The sequence below is a fragment of the Hydrangea phyllody phytoplasma genome (assembly GCF_036985185.1).
GTDB lineage: Bacteria > Bacillota_I > Bacilli_A > Acholeplasmatales > Acholeplasmataceae > Phytoplasma > Phytoplasma asteris.
Map to the genome: position 1 here is coordinate 69,277 of NZ_BSDA01000003.1, position 17,648 is coordinate 86,924.

At 26.7% G+C, this 17,648-nt stretch carries 15 protein-coding genes and 1 tRNA gene; 6 read left to right on the forward strand and 10 right to left on the reverse strand.

Features of this window, described 5'->3' with window-relative positions; translation table 11 throughout:
- Positions 1-494: 494 nt before the first annotated feature.
- Entirely contained in the window at positions 495-2,258 is a 1,764-nt protein-coding gene (locus tag AACP42_RS01840; protein WP_212775279.1) for an AAA family ATPase, read from the reverse strand.
- Positions 2,259-2,907: 649 nt separating this feature from the next.
- On the opposite strand from AACP42_RS01840, the gene AACP42_RS01845 reads away from it, so the two are divergent.
- From AACP42_RS01845 to AACP42_RS01860, 4 genes are read left to right on the forward strand one after another with little or no spacing between them, the layout of a single operon-like run.
- The gene (locus AACP42_RS01845; RefSeq protein WP_071345666.1) at positions 2,908-4,161 is read left to right on the forward strand and encodes an ABC transporter ATP-binding protein; all 1,254 of its coding nucleotides are present in this window, start codon (positions 2,908-2,910) and stop codon (positions 4,159-4,161) included.
- A complete protein-coding gene (locus tag AACP42_RS01850) occupies positions 4,155-5,003 on the forward strand; it encodes an ABC transporter permease (RefSeq protein WP_212775280.1) in 849 nt (282 codons plus the stop codon). Before AACP42_RS01845 ends, AACP42_RS01850 begins: the two co-directional genes overlap by 7 nt.
- On the forward strand, positions 4,993-5,997 hold the full coding sequence (locus tag AACP42_RS01855; RefSeq protein ID WP_212775281.1) for an ABC transporter permease: 1,005 nt from the start codon (positions 4,993-4,995) through the stop codon (positions 5,995-5,997). The genes AACP42_RS01850 and AACP42_RS01855 overlap by 11 nt, the downstream gene beginning before the upstream one ends.
- Positions 5,994-7,220 (forward strand): ABC transporter substrate-binding protein, encoded by a 1,227-nt coding sequence (locus AACP42_RS01860; protein ID WP_212775282.1) that lies wholly within the window; start codon positions 5,994-5,996, stop codon positions 7,218-7,220. The genes AACP42_RS01855 and AACP42_RS01860 overlap by 4 nt, the downstream gene beginning before the upstream one ends.
- A 103-nt stretch (positions 7,221-7,323) precedes the next feature.
- On the opposite strand, the gene AACP42_RS01865 is transcribed toward AACP42_RS01860, so the two are convergent.
- From AACP42_RS01865 to AACP42_RS01880, 4 genes are all read right to left on the reverse strand, one after another.
- Positions 7,324-8,427, reverse strand: a complete 1,104-nt coding sequence (locus AACP42_RS01865; protein ID WP_212775283.1) for a hypothetical protein — start codon at positions 8,425-8,427, stop codon at positions 7,324-7,326.
- Between the two features lie 286 nt (positions 8,428-8,713).
- Positions 8,714-8,890, reverse strand: a complete 177-nt coding sequence (locus AACP42_RS01870) for a hypothetical protein (protein ID WP_212775284.1) — start codon at positions 8,888-8,890, stop codon at positions 8,714-8,716.
- On the reverse strand, positions 8,887-9,426 hold the full coding sequence (locus tag AACP42_RS01875) for an AAA family ATPase (protein WP_212775285.1): 540 nt from the start codon (positions 9,424-9,426) through the stop codon (positions 8,887-8,889). Before AACP42_RS01875 ends, AACP42_RS01870 begins: the two co-directional genes overlap by 4 nt.
- A 171-nt stretch (positions 9,427-9,597) precedes the next feature.
- Positions 9,598-9,723, reverse strand: coding sequence for a hypothetical protein (locus tag AACP42_RS01880; RefSeq protein ID WP_265332882.1), 126 nt, complete (start codon positions 9,721-9,723; stop codon positions 9,598-9,600).
- A 504-nt stretch (positions 9,724-10,227) separates the two neighbouring features.
- Here AACP42_RS01880 and AACP42_RS01885 point away from each other — a divergent pair.
- Complete coding sequence (locus AACP42_RS01885; RefSeq protein WP_212775286.1) at positions 10,228-11,943, forward strand: DAK2 domain-containing protein; 1,716 nt, start codon at positions 10,228-10,230, stop codon at positions 11,941-11,943.
- Positions 11,944-11,971: 28 nt separating this feature from the next.
- Positions 11,972-12,057, forward strand: a tRNA-Leu gene (locus tag AACP42_RS01890).
- Positions 12,058-12,452: 395 nt separating this feature from the next.
- Here AACP42_RS01890 and AACP42_RS01895 read toward each other — a convergent pair.
- The 5 genes from AACP42_RS01895 to AACP42_RS01915 all read right to left on the reverse strand — a co-directional run bounded on the left by AACP42_RS01895 (position 12,453) and on the right by AACP42_RS01915 (position 17,529).
- On the reverse strand, positions 12,453-12,878 hold the full coding sequence (locus AACP42_RS01895; protein ID WP_212775287.1) for a hypothetical protein: 426 nt from the start codon (positions 12,876-12,878) through the stop codon (positions 12,453-12,455).
- A gap of 106 nt (positions 12,879-12,984) precedes the next feature.
- Positions 12,985-13,137: a hypothetical protein gene (locus AACP42_RS01900; RefSeq protein WP_212775288.1), complete on the reverse strand. Its 153-nt coding sequence runs from the start codon at positions 13,135-13,137 to the stop codon at positions 12,985-12,987.
- 569 nt (positions 13,138-13,706) lie between these two features.
- A complete protein-coding gene (locus AACP42_RS01905) occupies positions 13,707-14,951 on the reverse strand; it encodes an AAA family ATPase (RefSeq protein ID WP_212775289.1) in 1,245 nt (414 codons plus the stop codon).
- A 70-nt stretch (positions 14,952-15,021) separates the two neighbouring features.
- On the reverse strand, positions 15,022-16,383 hold the full coding sequence (locus AACP42_RS01910) for a hypothetical protein (RefSeq protein WP_339332263.1): 1,362 nt from the start codon (positions 16,381-16,383) through the stop codon (positions 15,022-15,024).
- Positions 16,384-16,512: 129 nt separating this feature from the next.
- Complete coding sequence (locus AACP42_RS01915) at positions 16,513-17,529, reverse strand: hypothetical protein (RefSeq protein WP_212775291.1); 1,017 nt, start codon at positions 17,527-17,529, stop codon at positions 16,513-16,515.
- Between the last annotated feature and the right edge of the window lie 119 nt (positions 17,530-17,648).

Below are 17,648 nucleotides of genomic sequence, written 5' to 3' on the forward strand. Positions count from 1 at the left end.
TACTAAACAAATGAATTTATATAATTATCTAATAATTAATTTATAAGACCGTATAATCGATAATTAATCATTGATAAAAAGATTTTGAATATTAATGTTTTTACGCAATTTATTGCTCCCTAAAGCTTTTTAATATCATATAAGCGATTGTTGGGGGTTTTGTTGTCATAATTATTATAAATGTATCAAAAAAGATAAATATTTTTGAAATTGTTTTTAAAATAAATGATTATTGTTATTTCTACAAATCATCAAAGTATTTATTACTAGATATTATACAATAATTTTTGTCTTTTTGCAAATATTAATTAATTATGCAGTTTTAAGGGATATAAAAAAATAAAAAATATAAAGTAAACAAAATAAAAAACCCATCAATTAAGACGGGTTTATTAGGGTATTAAATTGTAAAAAAGTATATAAAAGATTTGTTTTTTGTAATGTAATTATTGATTATTATCCCTAGAGGAAGTTGGTTGTGGAGTTGAAGTTTCTTATTTAAATTCTAATTTTATTTTGTATTCTTTTTTCTTATTTGATTGTGTTTCTTTAACTTCATTAGTTTCTTTAACTTCATCAATTGAAATTGTTTTTGTATAAAAATATTTACTTTCTGCAACAACAAAAGCATCTTTTCCTAAATTTTGTGTAGCAAGTTTGCCACTTAAAGTTTGCCATTGTGAATTAGGATTTTTGTTATCTTTATCATTTGGTTTTTCTTTATATTTTTCAATAATTTCTTTAGCTGCATTATAACTAGCTTGAATAATTGCATTAATTTCTTTAGCTTGAGTATCATTATCCAAACTAAAATCCATACTTTCCGAACCTAATGACATTCCAAACTCTTTTACCATTTTAGTAGCAATAGTACGCACCTTTTTCAAATCATCACAACAACCAACACTAACGCTAGTTTCAAATACTTCTTCAGCTGCACGTCCTGCCAAAGTAGTAATCATTTGTTTTAATAAATCTTGTTTAGTTAAAAGTTGATCGGCTTGTTCGTCTTCATTACTAGCAGAAAAAAAGATAGTATATCCTGCTGCTTGTCCTCTTGGTTTAGCAGTTACACGATGCACATCAAACCCTAGAGCATGAGCTACTATGGCATGTCCTAATTCATGATTAATAACTCTTTTTTCATCTGCTTTAGAGATACTTTGTTTTAATTCAGGACCCATTAAAATTAAATCCATAGCATCATAGATATGCAAAGGTGTAATTTTGTTTGGGGAATTAGTATCTTTGGAGGCTATCTTTTTAGCTTCTTTCACTAAAGAATTAATATCTGCAGGAGTAAATTTAGATCCGTGCAAAGTTTTTGCCACTTGTTTTAATTCATCATATGAAGGATAATTTGTTTTTTCAATGTTTTCTCGTTTCATAAAAGCTATAAGTAAGGCTTCGGTTGTTGTTAAATCTGGAGTACCTAAATAAATGTGCTTCCCTAAACGCCCTTCTCTAATTAAGGCATCATCTAAAAAATCTTTACGATTAGTTGCTCCAATAACAATAGCTTGCGGAGTTTTTTCATCTGAATCTACTCCATCAAGTTGAGTTAACAAAGCATTAAGAGTACCTGAATGTTCTTGAGCGATTTTTTCTTTGCTTCTTTCAGCTCCAATAGCATCAATTTCATCAATAAAGATAAAATAATAACTCTGTCCACTTTGTTTGGCAGTTTCTTGAGCTACTTTAAACAATCCTCTTACACGAGCTGCTCCAACTCCTATATATTTTTCGACAAAATCAGAGCCAGTAGTAACAAAAAAAGGAGCTTTACCTTTAACAGAACCCGCTAAACATTTAGCTAAATAAGTTTTTCCTGTTCCTGGAGGACCGTACAATAAAACTCCTCTTGGTAAATCTTTACGAGGCAAAGGGTTCACTTTATTTGCATCATCATCATCTACTGCTGAAATATATTCTCTTAACTCGTTTTTGACTTCATCATATCCAGAAAAGCTATCAATATTAAGATTGCCTTTGGGCATGTATTCTTTTTCTTGTGCCCACATAGTATCTTCTTGGGTTTCTTTTCCCATAGTCTTAGAAAAATTTTCAGATCCTTTATCAGATCCTTTAATTAAAACAAACAGAAAGAAAATCACCATAATATTTACAATAATAGTGCTTAAATTAGTAGTAATTGCAAAATAATTTTTAGGTTTTTTGGGCGGAATTGGATAATTTGGCGGATTTTGCGGTTGATTATCTGGTTCAGGATATTCAAATCTTTGCGGTTCCCATTTCATAATATACCTTCCTTTATATTTTTATATATTAATTAGTTAGTTTAATTGGGTTTATTTTTTTAGTGCATTTTTTTAGTAAATTAATTTGAAATGATAAAAAAATTCCAACATAAAATTTTAATGACAATAAACAAATTGACAAATACCAAAAAATAAACATAATAAGAATCTTTATAAGCATTTATCCAACAATTTTTAATTATTTGAATCAATATTTGCAAAAAAATCATTTTACTATAATTTTCTTAACACATTTATTTTAACAAAATTTATAGATATTATAACAATATCAGCAAAAAAAGCACTTTTTATGATTGCAATTTATTAATTTTATGATAAGCTAAAATTAGCAATAAATAAATTTGAAATATTAAGAGATTTTGGTCCTTTTTGATTGTTTATTGTTGTAATTTTAATTACTCCTTTTTTATTTTGTTATAAGTTGATTATTTTGCTTTATAATTATTTTATTGACTAACTTATTACATTTAGTTTATCGACTATTTTTTTATATTTGATAATTGCTAATTAAACAACAATTTACAACTTAAACTTATAAATTATAAACTTAATTACAAATTACAATTGCAATTACGATTATAATTATAATTATTAACTTTATTTCTCCAAAAAAGATAGGTATCAAATCATGAAAACATTAATTATTTTAAAAGATTTAACCAAAGTATTTGACAATCAATTAATTTTAAGAGGCATAAATTTAGAAATTAAACAAAATGAATTTGTCACTTTATTAGGTCCTTCAGGTTGTGGAAAAACTACTATTTTACGTATTTTAGGCGGTTTTGAAAACCCTAGTAGTGGAGAGGTTTTATTTCAAGAAAAAAGCATTTTAAATGTAGCTGCTCACAAAAGACCAATTAATACTGTTTTTCAAAAATACGCTTTATTCCCTCATTTAAATGTCTTTGAAAATGTAGCTTTTGGTTTACGTTTAAAAGATTTTAACTCCAAGATTAAAGCTAATTTAGCTCTTAATAAAACTCATTATCAAACTAACAAAGCCAATTTATCAAAAACTTTTCATCAAGAATTAACCAAAGATTTAACGCAAGAAAAAACTACCCAAATTACACATAACTTTAACAATCAAATTGAAACTTTAACCAAAGATTTTGAAGCAAAACAAACTGCTCTTAAATGCAAAAAAATAAACAAGAAAGAGCAAGAAGAACAAATCCAAAAAGAAGTATTAAAATACCTTAAAATTATGGGTTTACAAGGACTTGAAAAAAGAACCATTGAACAATTATCAGGCGGACAACAACAACGAGTAGCAATTGCAAGAGCTTTAATTAACAAACCCCAAGTTTTATTACTTGATGAGCCTTTATCCAATCTAGATTTAAAATTAAAACAAGAAATGCAATACGAACTTAAAGAAATCCAAAAAAACTCAGGAATTACTTTTTTATTTGTTACTCACGACCAAGAAGAAGCATTTACTATGAGCGATAAAGTAGTTGTCATGAATCATGGCGAAATTCAACAAATAGGAAGTCCTGAAGATATTTACAACGAACCTGCTAATCGTTTTGTAGCTCAATTTGTAGGAGAATCCAACTTAATTAAAGGAGTGATGAAAGATGATTTTTTAGTTCATTTTGACAATCAAACTTTTAATTGTGTAGATAAGGGTTTCCGCAAAGAAGAAAATGTAGATATTGTTATTCGTCCCGAAGACATTGATATTGTCTCCCAAGGAAAAGGCTTAATTACAGGTATAGTACAATCAATTATTTTTAAAGGCGTTCACTGGGAAATTGATGTTAAAACTGCCCAAAGAACCTACACTATTCATACTACTGACCATGTTGAATTAAACAAACAAGTAGATATTACTTTTAATCCTGAAGATATTCATGTAATGGAGATTTGGTAATGAAAAAAACCTATACTTGCAAGGACAATCAAAAACTATACAGACTATTAATTTCGCCTTATTATATTATTTTATTAGGATTAATTATTTTACCTATGGGTTTTATTTTATTTGATTCTTTTCAAGATACTAACCAACAAAACGCATTTTTTGCAACCCGTTTTACTTTACAACACCATCAAGAATTTTTATCCAATCAATCATTTTTATACGTCCTTGCTAGATCAATTGCAATTTCTATTATTGTTACTTTTTGTGTCTTTATCATTGTCTATCCTCTATCCTATATGATTTCTCGCCTCAAAATGAAATGGCAAAGCTTTCTTGTCATTCTCATCAATGGCACTATGTGGATTAATATGATTATCAAAACCCAAGCATTAGTCCAAATATTTCATTTATTACAAAAAACTTTTAATATCAATCTTTTAGAAACTAATTTTGCTATGATTGTAGGACTTATTTATTTATTTTTACCATTTATGTTTTTGCCTATCTACACTGCAATTATCAAAATAAATCCCCAACTTATTCAAGCCTCCCAAGATCTAGGAGCAAACGAATGGCAAATATTGCAAAAAATTATTTGGCCCTTATCACTTTCAGGAGTACTTGCAGGCATTTGTCTTGTCTTTTTACAAACAGCAACTAATATTGTAGCTCCACGTTATCTCGGAGCAACTACCCAAATTACTATTGCTGAATTAATCGAAAACAAAGCTTTATTAAGTGGCGAAATCAAACAAGCTTGTGCAATTGCTATTCATCTTTCTTTAACAATGTTTTTGATTTTTCAAATGTTTAAAAAATTAAGTTTAGGAGAAAGCAAAGATGTCAATTAAATTATCTGGGGCAACCCCCCCCCAAACTGCTTCTACCAAAATCCCAAAAAAACCCAAAAAAACCATTACTAACACCTTATATATCATTTTAGTGTTAAGCTTTATTTATATTCCTATTTTATCTTTAATTATTTTTTCTTTTAACAAAAGCGAAGGCAGAATTGCATCTTTAGTTAATTGGCAAGGTTTTAGTTTTCAATGGTATTCTAAACTTTGGACTGACCAAACAGTTAAAACTGCTATCAAAATAACTTTATACATTGCTTGCCTAACTACTTTAATTTCTACTTTTTTAGGTACTTTTGCAGCTATTAGTCTTGCTCAAAGTCTTAACAAAAAATGGCGCAACATTGTTCTTAATGTAAGTAATTTTTCTATTGTTATTCCTGAAATTATTACTGCTTTAACATTATTTGTTGTCTTTGGTTTTATGGGTTTGGAATCTGGTTTTTGGAAAATGCTTTTAGCCCACATATCTTTTTGCACTCCTTTTGTAGTTATTACTGTCTATCCTAAAGTAATAAATCTTGACCCTCATTCTTTAGAAGCAGCCTATGATTTAGGAGCAACCCCACTCAAAGCTTTAACCAAAGTAATACTACCTCAACTTAAAGGAGCTATGCTTTTAGGATCCACTCTTGCTTTTAGTCTTTCTTTTGATGACTTTATGATTTCTTATTTTGTAGGTGGTTCTGAATGCCAAAATATTTCTGCTTATATCTACAGCCTCAAAGGAACTATTAACCCAACTGTAAATGCTTTATCTACTATTTTAATTATTATTGCTAGTTCTAAAATTATCCTTAATTTCATCAAATACAACAACCAAAAACAAAACCAAAGGAAAAATGCCAAAATAGAAGCAGAGGCAAATAACAATGAAAATGAAAGTACAAATGGAGCTACAACAATAACTACAAACAAAACCACAACCACTAACACAAAAACAAGCGCAAAGACAAACACCAATGAAAACGAATTTAATACCAAATGAAAAAGACAATTAAAACTGTAGCAACAACATTGCTTTTCATTTTAACAACAACTTTTGTTATTCTTATTATTCTTAATCTTAAAAACAAAAATATACTTCCCCAACACCAAGAAGAACAAACATTAACATTATTTAATTGGGGCGAATACTTAGAACCTAGCATTATTGAAAAGTTTGAAAAAGAAACTCACATCAAAGTTAAACAAGTTCTTTTTTCTTCTAACGAACTTGCAGTTACCAAAATTAAAAGTAAAAACCAATATGATCTAGCTATTTTAAGTGAATATGCAATTGATCAATTAAGACAAAGCAAAATGTTAGAAACAATAGATAATGGTAAATTAATAGAAGAGGATACACATTATTATGAATTAAACAAAGCCCTCCAAGACAAACTCCCTTCTGAATTTAACAATTACGCCGTTCCTTATTTTTGGGGCAAAGTAGTTATTCTTTATAATAAAAACAAAATAACTCAAGATCAAATTAATGAACTCAAAGATCCAAATAAAGGTTTTAAATATGTAAAAGACACCAATTTAAAAGTAGCTTTATGCAATAACGCTCGCGACGGTTTAATGGTAGGTCTAAAAGCTACTGAAGGAAAAATTGCAAACCCTTCCCCAGATGAATTAAATGAAGCCAAAAAATGGCTCTTAGAACTAAAAGAACAAAAACCTAACTTAGCTTTTATAAACGACCAATTAATGGACCGCATGAAAAATAAAAATAACGAATACTATAATATAGTTATTGCTTATTCAGGAGATGCTAATTTTTTAAAAGAACAAAATAATAATCTAGATTATTTTTCACCTACAGAAGGAACCAACGTTTGGGTTGATGCTTTGGTAATGCCTAAAGGAAGCAAAAAAACCCTAGCTTATAAGTTCATCAATTTTTTAAGACAAAAAGAAAATTACGAAAACAATTTAGCTTTTACTAAATATAATTCTCCTTATGTTGGATTAAAAACTTTTCCAGGAATTCCCAAAATAGAAATCAAAGATAACGATGAAGTTTACAAATACGACCAAACCACCCAAAAAACCATCAATACTTATTGGAACGACATTATTGCTTTTCCCAGCCAAAAAGATTATTGGCTATTTATCTTAAGTTTTTTCATTTTTTTAGCTATTTTTATCATATATTTCCATCATAAATTCAAAAATAAATTACGTTTAGACCAATTGCCCCAAAAAATAAAAACTTTAATATAATTTGTTCTAACCCCAAATATTAATCAATTAATATTCAAAAAACCAACTTTTAAGTTGGTTTTTCCTTTATAAATGAAACAATTAAAACTAATTTGGTATTCAATTAATTATTTTTTTCCATTTTTTTTATATAAAGATAAATTGCAATAATAAAAACAGCCAACAACAAAATAAATAATATATAGGCAAATATTTTTATATTGTAAATGTGTGTGTCATAAGTTTGAGATTGTAAATCACCCACATCAGCTACTTTATTATTGGTGTGGGGCAAATAAACTTTATTTTTTTGAGTATTTTTATCCACTAAAACATTTGTAAGAGGCAATATTGGTTCTACATTACTACTTTTACCCCAAGTATAACGATGTTGCCAATCAACTACTTTATTATTTTCGGTACTTGTTTCTAAATAATGTCTTTGGGATGTTTGTCTACCATTTTTATCATAAGTAGCATCCCAAGTATCATAATGTTGCCAATCAACTACTTTATTATTTTCGGTACTTGTTTCTAAATAATGTCTTTTAGAAGTTTGTCTACCATTTTTATCATAAGTAGCATCCCAAGTATCATTATTTTTCCAATCCACTAATTTATCTTTTTCAGTACTTCCTTGCAAATAATGCCTTTCTAATAATTGATTATCATTTTTATCATAGGTTTTATCCCAAGTATCATGATGTTTGTAATTAACTAATTTATTATTTTCGGTGCTTTGAGCTAAAAAATATCTTTTAGATGTTTGTCTGCCATTTTTATCATAAGTAGCATCCCAAGTATCAGGATTTTGCCAATCAACTAATTTATTATTTTCGGTGCTTTGAGCTAAAAAATATCTTTTAGATGTTTGTCTACCATTTTTATCATAAGTAGCATCCCAAACATTATAATGCGTCCAATCAACTACTTTATTATCTTGCGTACTTTCTAATTTGTAATGTCTTTGTGCTATTTGATTTCCGTTGGTATCATAAATTGCATCATAAGTATCAGGATTTTGCCAATCAACTACTTTATTATCTTGCGTGCTTTCTTCTAAATATTTTCTTTTTTCTATAACTCCAGTAGCTAAATTTTCTTTTAATGGATTATTTGCCCAAACTGTAATTATATTTCCTAATAATAAAATAAAAATCCATAATGCCAATAACAACAAGCACACCTTAACCAATAAAAAATGCTTGGGTTTTTCTAAATTATTCACTTTGTAAAAAAACTCTTTTCTAATATGGCAATTATAAATAATTCCAACTTGAAAAAATTGCTATTATTTATTTTAATTATACAATTATCTCTTATTTTGTTTTTTATAATTGTAATAGTATTAAATACTATGTAAAATTATTATATCGCAAAATAGATAAAAATATACTTAATTTTTATTAATATTTCTTTGATGTAATGCTTTATAAATTATTATATATATTATTTTATTGTGGGATAAAGCCTAAAACTGATAAACAAACTTCTTTTAAGTCTTGAACTTCAATTTATGTGTGTTTGTTTCTACACATATTAATACAAGCATCATTAACAAGTGTTTCGATGGTACGATTAGAACGCTTCATAATGTCATTTTCAATTGCATCATTAACATTTTGGGTGAGATAATTTAGTGCATCATCAGAAATTGGGTTTTTACAGATATTTTTAACTAAGAATTTCATAAAGTCTTTGTGTGGTTCTTTTTCGAGGGTTTAACTTCAATTTTGTAAGTAAATCTTGATTTAATGGCATCTTCCATTTTATCTAAATAATTTGTAGCTGCAATTAAAAATATGGGCTTAGTTGGGTTATTTTTTTCGCTAGTTAATTCTTCTTTGAAAGCCGTAACAGCTTCACTTTGTCCTTTATGATGCTCACGTATTTGTGTAAGATCAACAAAAACCTCTTCACATTCATCAACAAAAATGATAGCACCACCGTGTTTATCAGCAATTTTTCTTTCACTATCAAATAAAGAATGTACTGCCTTTAAACTTTCTCCTACATATTTTTGAGCAAAATCAGCACCAGTACATTTAGCAACATATTTAAAATGAGTATCTTTCATAAAACAATTAGCAAAAAAAGTTTTTCCAGTGCCAGGAACTCCATATAATAACATTCCTTTGGGAGGATCTATTTTACCTTTACCTTCAAACATTTTGGCATTTGTAACAAAATCTAGTACTTTTTGAGCTGCCAATTTTTCTTCTTTCATTCCAAATAAATCATCCATATATTTTTTGTTAGGATTAAAATTGTTTAATTCAAATTGAACTGGCGCATGGAATGCATCTATAACACTCCATTTGGGAGTTGAAGGTGATTTTTCAGATAAAGATGGAGTTTGTGTTATGGTAGGTGGAGTTGTTGTTGGTTGTGGTTGAAATTAAGGTCTAAAAGCTAAAATTAAAGCTATTGCAACTAAAGAAAAAGCAATTAAAGTAATAGCAGTTTCGATTTTAAATGATTTATTCAAAAAATTTAAATTGAGATCTTTTTCTTGATTATCCATAAGATAATTTCTCACTTTCGTTTTATTTTGTTATTTTTAAAAGTTAGTTGGTTGTCAATAAATCAAACAATTATATTGTTATATCAAATTTATAAATCACTATTTTTATAACTTGCCTAAAACTTTATAAATGAATTAGTTTTTATTTTAATGAATTGATTATCACAAACAAAACTTTTTTAACAATTAATAATTATTTGATTATCTCTATTATATCTCTTTCAAAAAAAATAAAACAAATTTAAATAAAACAAATAACAAACTAAATAATTCTATCAATAATCTCATAATTTTACTTATAAGTCATAAAAAACTAAATTTTTGCTCCCTTAACTTCTTTGTTTTATAAGAGAAAAATTAAAATATGTTATAATTAAAATAGGTTTTTATTTACCTTAAATAAAAAATCTTTCCTAATCATACCAAATTACGAAAAAAAAATATTCCATTCCTTATTATTATCTAATTATATTAAAGAAATTTTTTCGAAGAAAGGCAACCAAAATGAACAAAGATAAAGTTATTCAATTTATTGACGGACAATTATTTAAAAACATGATTGCTAACGGAGCTATCAATTTACAAAACAACTACCAAACCATTGATAATTTAAATGTTTTTCCCGTACCAGATAGAGATACAGGAACTAATATGAAAATTACTATGATGTCAGGCGTTAAAGAAATTAGTAATTTAGAAACTCGTTCCATAGTAGAAGTATCCCAAGTTTTATCAAAAGCATTATTAATGGGTGCCAAAGGCAATTCAGGAGTTATTTTATCCCAATTTTTTGCAGGAATGGCACAAACTTACCAAAAACTCAATAAAGAAACTATCAATATTAATGATTTTATCCATTCACTTGAAGGAGGCTACCAAAAAGCTTACCAAGCTATTATAGAACCTCAAGAAGGCACTATTTTAACTGTTTTTCGTGAAGCTGTTAAACAAACTCTCAAAGCTAAATCCCAATTTAGTACTATTGAAGATGTTTTATCCAATTTCTTACAAAACGCCCAAAAAACTCTTTCCCAAACAACTGAATTATTAGAAGTCTTAAAACAAGCAGGAGTAGTTGATAGTGGAGGGGCTGGATTTGTTGAAATCCTTAAAGGAATGTTATTATTTTTACAAGACCAAAAACTACTTCAAGTAAACCCAAATCCCCAAACACACACAAATCCTGATAAAATACAAACGTTGGGACAAGTTAATATTAAATATACTTATTGCACTGAATACATTTTTCAAATCAAAGCATCCCAAGAAAAAAACCTTGATATGAAACAACTTAAACAAGCTTTATTACAAATAGGAGATTCTTTAGTTTTAGTTAAAGACCAAGAAATTCTAAAAATACATATCCATACCAACAAACCAGGACAAGTTTTAGAAAAACTCTTAACTTATGGCACATTAAAGGTAAGCAAAATTGACAACATGAAAGAACAACATCAATCAATTTTAGATCAAAAACACGACACATTTACAATACAACAAGAACCTACCCCAGACCCAAAGTCACCTTCAAACTTACCTAACTCAAATAAAGATCAAAAATATTTTTTTATTGCATTTGTAAATGATACCAAAAGCCAAAAAGTCTTTGCTGACCTTAAAGTAAATCACATTATAAAACAATCTACTTTTAACCCTACTACTTTTGAAAAACTTCTCCAAACAAATACTTCCCAAAACATCATTATCCTACCTAATGACACATCTCTTTTAGAAAAGCTTACAACCCAACTAAAACAATTACAAGGAACCAATCAAGAAATTGTCCTTTTACAAACTAAAAACATCGCTCAAGGATACAGTGCTCTTTTAGCTTTTGATAAATCATTGGATTTAGTACAAAACAAAACTATCATGGAAGAAACTATCAAAAACATCCAAACAGGAAAAATTATCTATGCTGATAAAAAAGATGCTAAAAACATATCCAATCAAACTCTTTTAGAAAAAGAATATTTATCTGTTTGGGAAGAAAAAATAATAGCTACTAATAAAGATAAATATCAAGCATTAAAAACATTACTCCAAAAAATGATTAAACCTCATCAAACCTTTTTAACTGTTTTTTATAATCCTTCATGTACTGATGAAAAAGAATTAGAAAAACTAGAAAATTTCTTAGAAACTAATTACGACCACATTGAATTAGAAACCTTAGAAAGCCAAAATAACAACATTCCTTACATTGTTTCATTAGAATAACAAAAGTGATCTATAAGATCATTTTTAAGCGGATATGACGGAACGGTAGACGTGCATGCTTGAGGGGCATGTAAGAAATATCTTGTGTGAGTTCAAATCTCACTATCCGCACCATTAATTTATTTATTTTAATTAAAATCATTATATTATAATATTATATTAAAAACCCCCTTTTTATTAAGGGGGTTTTCTTATTAGATTTCATGTTATTAAGAAATATAAAAACAATAATAAAAGATACAATAATTACAGTAATATAGATAAAATGTTTGTTTATTTTTTTCATTTTAAAATCAACTTTCTTATGTATTTAAAATATTTAATATCATTTTATTATTGTTATCTAAAATTACATAACTTGCCTATATTATACATAATTTTAATAAAAAACAATTGCAAAGATATTTTATTATATTTATATTTTATACTGAAATTATTCCCACAATAAAACAAAAAGCAAGCTTTAATTAAAGCTTGCTTTTATGATATCTATAATATGTTATATTAATTTATTGGTTTTCCATGTCTTTACGTTGGTTTTGGTATTGTTCAATTTGGATATTTTGTTCTCTTGTATAACCTGTTTTTTTAACAAAATCTAATTCCGCTTTGGTGTTTATCAATTCCTGTTGCTGCTGAAAATATTTTACTTTATCCGTATTTTTAGCTTGAATAATTGCCAAAATAAGTGTTTGTAATTGCCTAAATAAATCTTTTTTTTCTTGATCACATTTCGTTCTTATTTCTCTGTTTGCCTGCATTGCTTCGTCTATCTGCTTTTTAAGATCCTCTAAAATTTTATTTTGAGCGCGAATTTGACCTTCTAATTGACTAATTTTATCATTTAAATTATTATTTTGTCTTTTGAATTCGTTTTTTCTGTCACGTTCTAGTTTTAGTTCTAGATTTCCTTGGATATTTGCGCTCTCGATCATGCGCTCTTCCAATAACTTTGATTGTTGTTGAAATTTAGTTAGCCATTCATTTAATGCAGTTTGTTTTTGGTGAAATATTTCATGATTTTTTGTATTTTGGTCAATATTATCTAGAGGTCAAAGTTAAAAATAATAAAAACAAAGTTTTAAATGCAATACCTTGACGAGAAACAGCTTTTTCTTTAATTAAAGTACTATTAATAATGCGTGTGCCATTATCAATAATATGGGAAAAAATAATATTTGAATTTTTTTTCATATTCAATTACTCCTTAATTATTTTAAATATAATTAACAAATTAAAAATCTTAATTTTTGTCTAGGAAATAATATATATCCCAAAAAATTTAAATTGCTAAAAATGATATAATTTCAATCAATGTTCATTATATCAAATAAAGTAATTAAATAATATAACTCATATAAAGATAACTATATATTATCTTTTCAAAAATTAACTAAATCACATTTCAACAATATTAAAACATAAAACAAATCTTTTGTCAAACATTTAAATCAGATTAACAGGTTTACACCACTTTTTGGGACTGTTAAAAAAACAAGTTTTAGTTTCAAAAATATTAAAAAAACTATTATTAATCTAATAATAACATAAAAAAATGATTGTTAATAAAAAAATTAAAGCTATTTTTAAGCAAAACACCAAAGAAAATAAGCAAATTGATAATTGATTGAAAATCATAGATATAATGAGACATGTTAAATTTCTCTTTTTTACTATTTAGATATAAAAAAATACCCCCACTATGTTTAATAATAGTTGGGGGATTTTGTTGCTTTATTGGTTTCACTTTTTTTTGGAGCAGATCAAGAATGATTTTTTATTTTATTAGCTGTTAAACCCATAAAATTATTAGCAGTGATTTTTGCTTGAAAAGTAGTTAAAAAACTTTCTTCAATATCTTTTATTTCTATATGCTCATGTTTATTAAGAATAGCTCTTCTGACAATAGCATCTAAAAATTTATCTAAAATTCTATTACTTTGTTTTTCTTCAGGAAAATCATTAATTTTATCATTAACTTGGTTGAAGAGAAAATCTTTTGCTGCTTGAGTATAATGGGGTAAATTTTTTCTCTGTTTAAGGCGTAAGTTGAAAAAATCTTCGCGCTCTTGTTGATTAAAAACTTTAACTTCAATATGATAATCAAAGCGTGATTTAATAGCTTCATCTAATTTGTTAAAATGGTTAGTCGCCCCCACAATTAAAATAGGTTTTTTGGGGTCATTGTCTGAACTAGTTAATTCTGTTTTAAATTGATTAACAATATTAGGTAAATCTTTAGAAGTGTTATCACCTAAAGTGGCTAAATTTTTAAAAATTTCTTCACATTCATCTATAAAAACAATAGATGCATCAATATTGGTTCTTTTATTATTAATGCGTACATCCCGAAATAAATCACGCACTTTTTGGGGAGCTTCGCCTACCAAACCACAAGAAAATTCAGGTGATGCTATTTCATAAAAAGAAACTCTTTCACCGGCTTCTTCTGCTAAACTTCTTGTAAGTAAAGTTTTGCCTGTTCCTGGTACACCATAAAAAAGAACACCACGTAATGGAGATAATTCACCAAATTTATCGTATTCTTTAGAATTTTTTAATAAATATAAAAATTCTTTTAATATTTCTTTTTCTTTTTTCATGCCAATAAGTTTCTCAAAAGGAATACCACCTTTTTCCTTACGAGGATGAAATACGGTATTTGAGGGAGGTTTATAATTATCTTGATTTTCGTCTTTTGCATTTTTTTCGTCAGAAACTATCTTTTTTTCTGTATTATCATTATTTTTTTGATCTATTTTTTGATCTATTTTTTGATTTATGTCAGCTAATTTCTCATCTATTATCTTTTTGATATCTTTATCAATGATATCTTTAATATCTTTATCAATATTAATCTCTCGTTGTTCATCAATATTATTAATATCTTCTTTCAATTCTGTTAACTTATTTAACAAAAGATAAACAATAAAAACAATCACCAATAACAAAGTAGAAAACATCGTAAAAATGGCAATAAAAATGTTTTTCGGAAAAATATTTTTCATTTTTCTTTTATTAGCGAAATAACCACCTCTTTTTTTATTATTTGGTAATATTCAAACAATTCTGGTGAACTTAATTAATTATTTGCTCCTGGTTTTGTATTTTTTTCTGATATATCTTAATATCTAATAGTATAGGTTTTATATTTTCTTGAATTTTAATTGCATCAACCAAATCATCAGCAACATAATTATCTAAATCAATATAAGATGACTCCCAATCAAGGCGTTTTTTATTCAAATAATCGTCCCCATAATCTACTAATGTTTTTGGCTGGGGTAATTTAGCCCGAGCAATCGGGAAGGTTATACGATGATGGATAAAAGAATATGTATTTTCTATATCATTGTCATATATAGTTTTTTCGCAAAACAAAAAAATTTTTGAAAAAAGATTTTGATCAAATAATGTATTGATATAACCTGATAATAATTCATCCTGTTCTTGTCGGCTCGATTTAGATTTAAGATTATTTAACTGAATAATCACAAAATTTTGTTCTAATGTCTTATAAGATATTAAATAATCAGATTGTAAATCATAAGAATTATCTTTAGGAAGTTCAATATTAATATTTTTTTCAATTTCTTGAAACTTTTTTAACAATTCGTTTAAGTTTAAAGAAGAATTTGATTGATATAATTTGTCAAAAGGAGCCGCATGTAAAGAAAAAAATTTTTGATTAAATCGTTTTTGATTAAATCGAGAAATAGGAAAATTAAATGATTTACTTAAAAGAGTTGTTGGAGTTAAAATTTCATTATTTTTATTGGTTAAATCAAAATCTATTACTAACGATATTTCATCAAGTTCTGCTATATTTACTTTGTTCTCAGCGGTTTTTTCCAAGAGATTTTTTTCATCTGATGATATCTCAATAATAATTTCTTGGTTAGATTTCGTTTTTAAAACACGTGATAATGTTATTGCTTTCTTCGATTTAGAAAATTGAATTGCTATAGGTTTTTTTTTGTTAAATGAGGATGAATTTGGATTGAAAAATTTTTGTGGGTCGTTTGTGAAAAATTGTTCAAGTTTATTATCTTTCTTTTCATAATAAATTACAACAAATTTTTGAGTAATTTCTATATTATTCATCATTATTTTAGCCAATACATGAATATAGTTATCATGATTTTGATCTTTAGTATCTGCAGAAACTAAAAAATGATATCTTTTAATAATTTTTCCTTTTTCTGAACAATCTTCTACTTTGTTATATTTAACTTTTAAATTATTTTTGGCCATTTGTAACCTTAAAAAACCACCATTAATCAATGGCACTTGTTGAGAGGTAGTTAAATATTTTTTTAAAATATTATCACTTTTAACAAATAATGTATTAGCATTAGTTGCATCTTCGTTAGGCAAACCGGAAGCATTAAGCTTTAACAAAAAACCAAAAACAAAAAAAATAACACAAACAAACCGCATAAAAAATAATATATATCTAAAGATAATATTATTTTTTTGCAGAAATATTGTCGTCTGGCTTAATTTTTGATTCATAAAATAACCTTTATTTATTCATCATGTGATGAATAATCATTTAGGTGTTGTATGTTAGTTACTTATTTTTTGTGAATTTTGATCTGTAATACGAACATTTACTTTGACTGGCGATCTAGAGGCTGATGAAGCATTATCTTTTGATTTTGCTAATCTAGGAGATTTTTTACCTGATAAGTCTGTTGATGTAATACCACCAATTTGACCGTCTTTATTCATTAAAGCATAATCGACTATAATTTTAAATCGACCTTCTGAATAATCATCACTATTAACTGAATCTTTTGAATTTAATGATTCGACAATTTGTTTTAACAATTCTTTATCTAAATCAGCGTTTTGTTGTATATTGATAAAAATATCATAGTATTGCAATGAAATATTACCTTTATCTTCTATCATCAATACTGGTCTGTCTTTTGTGTAATCTGTTGATGTTGATGGTTGCTCATATAGTTTTAATAAATCTGGTTCTTTATGATTTAAAAAAGTTAATGGGTCGTCTAGTTTTTGTTTTTTCTTATATTCAAAATTTACCAAAAAAAGATCATCTTCCTTTGTATCGCTTTTTAGTATTACAAATGTTTCGTCTTTAGAATCCATAATTTTTAGATCATCTGACAAAATATTATCACTAGAAATAACACCTGTATCTGGGACTTTTTGATTATTTTTTACTAAATATATTTTATACTGAATATCTAAATATTTATTTTTAAAAAAATCTTTTTTTTGGTTGGTAGTAAAGGTATTCCATTTTTCTGGGTCAATACTTACTCGATGTGGCACGGTTATTAAATCTGATTCATCTTCTTTTGGTGAGTAATTCATATCTTTATATTGTATAGAAAATAATTTTTTAGTAGTAATTTCATTTTTAAGATCCGGGTGCGTTGTTATTTTTAATAATGGTTCTATTTTTGGTATCGTGGATTTAATAACATGTCCTTTAGAAGATGTCCACATTTTCTGAAGAGCTATAGCTGCAAAAATTACCGTTGCGCACGATAAAGCAATAAACAGTAATGTTAACAAAAAAACTAAATGATTACGTTTGGTTAATTTTTTCAATACTCAAAAACACCACCTTTTTTTAAATTTATATTTCCAAACTAAAAAATCTAGAAAATCAAGCTGATAATAAGATTTAATAAAAATAAAATCAACTATTAAATAATAAAAAATAGTAA

Excerpts from the sequence above, each read along its gene's own strand:
- AACP42_RS01840 (WP_212775279.1), bottom strand. The coding sequence starts at position 2,258 with ATGAAATGGGAACCGCAAAGATTTGAATATCCTGAACCAGATAATCAA.
- AACP42_RS01845 (WP_071345666.1), top strand. The coding sequence starts at position 2,908 with ATGAAAACATTAATTATTTTAAAAGATTTAACCAAAGTATTTGACAAT.
- AACP42_RS01855 (WP_212775281.1), top strand. The coding sequence starts at position 4,993 with ATGTCAATTAAATTATCTGGGGCAACCCCCCCCCAAACTGCTTCTACC.
- AACP42_RS01860 (WP_212775282.1), top strand. The coding sequence starts at position 5,994 with ATGAAAAAGACAATTAAAACTGTAGCAACAACATTGCTTTTCATTTTA.
- AACP42_RS01870 (WP_212775284.1), bottom strand. The coding sequence starts at position 8,890 with ATGAAATTCTTAGTTAAAAATATCTGTAAAAACCCAATTTCTGATGAT.
- AACP42_RS01875 (WP_212775285.1), bottom strand. The coding sequence starts at position 9,426 with ATGAAAGAAGAAAAATTGGCAGCTCAAAAAGTACTAGATTTTGTTACA.
- AACP42_RS01880 (WP_265332882.1), bottom strand. The coding sequence starts at position 9,723 with ATGGATAATCAAGAAAAAGATCTCAATTTAAATTTTTTGAATAAATCA.
- AACP42_RS01885 (WP_212775286.1), top strand. The coding sequence starts at position 10,228 with ATGAACAAAGATAAAGTTATTCAATTTATTGACGGACAATTATTTAAA.
- AACP42_RS01895 (WP_212775287.1), bottom strand. The coding sequence starts at position 12,878 with ATGATCGAGAGCGCAAATATCCAAGGAAATCTAGAACTAAAACTAGAA.
- AACP42_RS01900 (WP_212775288.1), bottom strand. The coding sequence starts at position 13,137 with ATGAAAAAAAATTCAAATATTATTTTTTCCCATATTATTGATAATGGC.
- AACP42_RS01905 (WP_212775289.1), bottom strand. The coding sequence starts at position 14,951 with ATGAAAAATATTTTTCCGAAAAACATTTTTATTGCCATTTTTACGATG.
- AACP42_RS01910 (WP_339332263.1), bottom strand. The coding sequence starts at position 16,383 with ATGCGGTTTGTTTGTGTTATTTTTTTTGTTTTTGGTTTTTTGTTAAAG.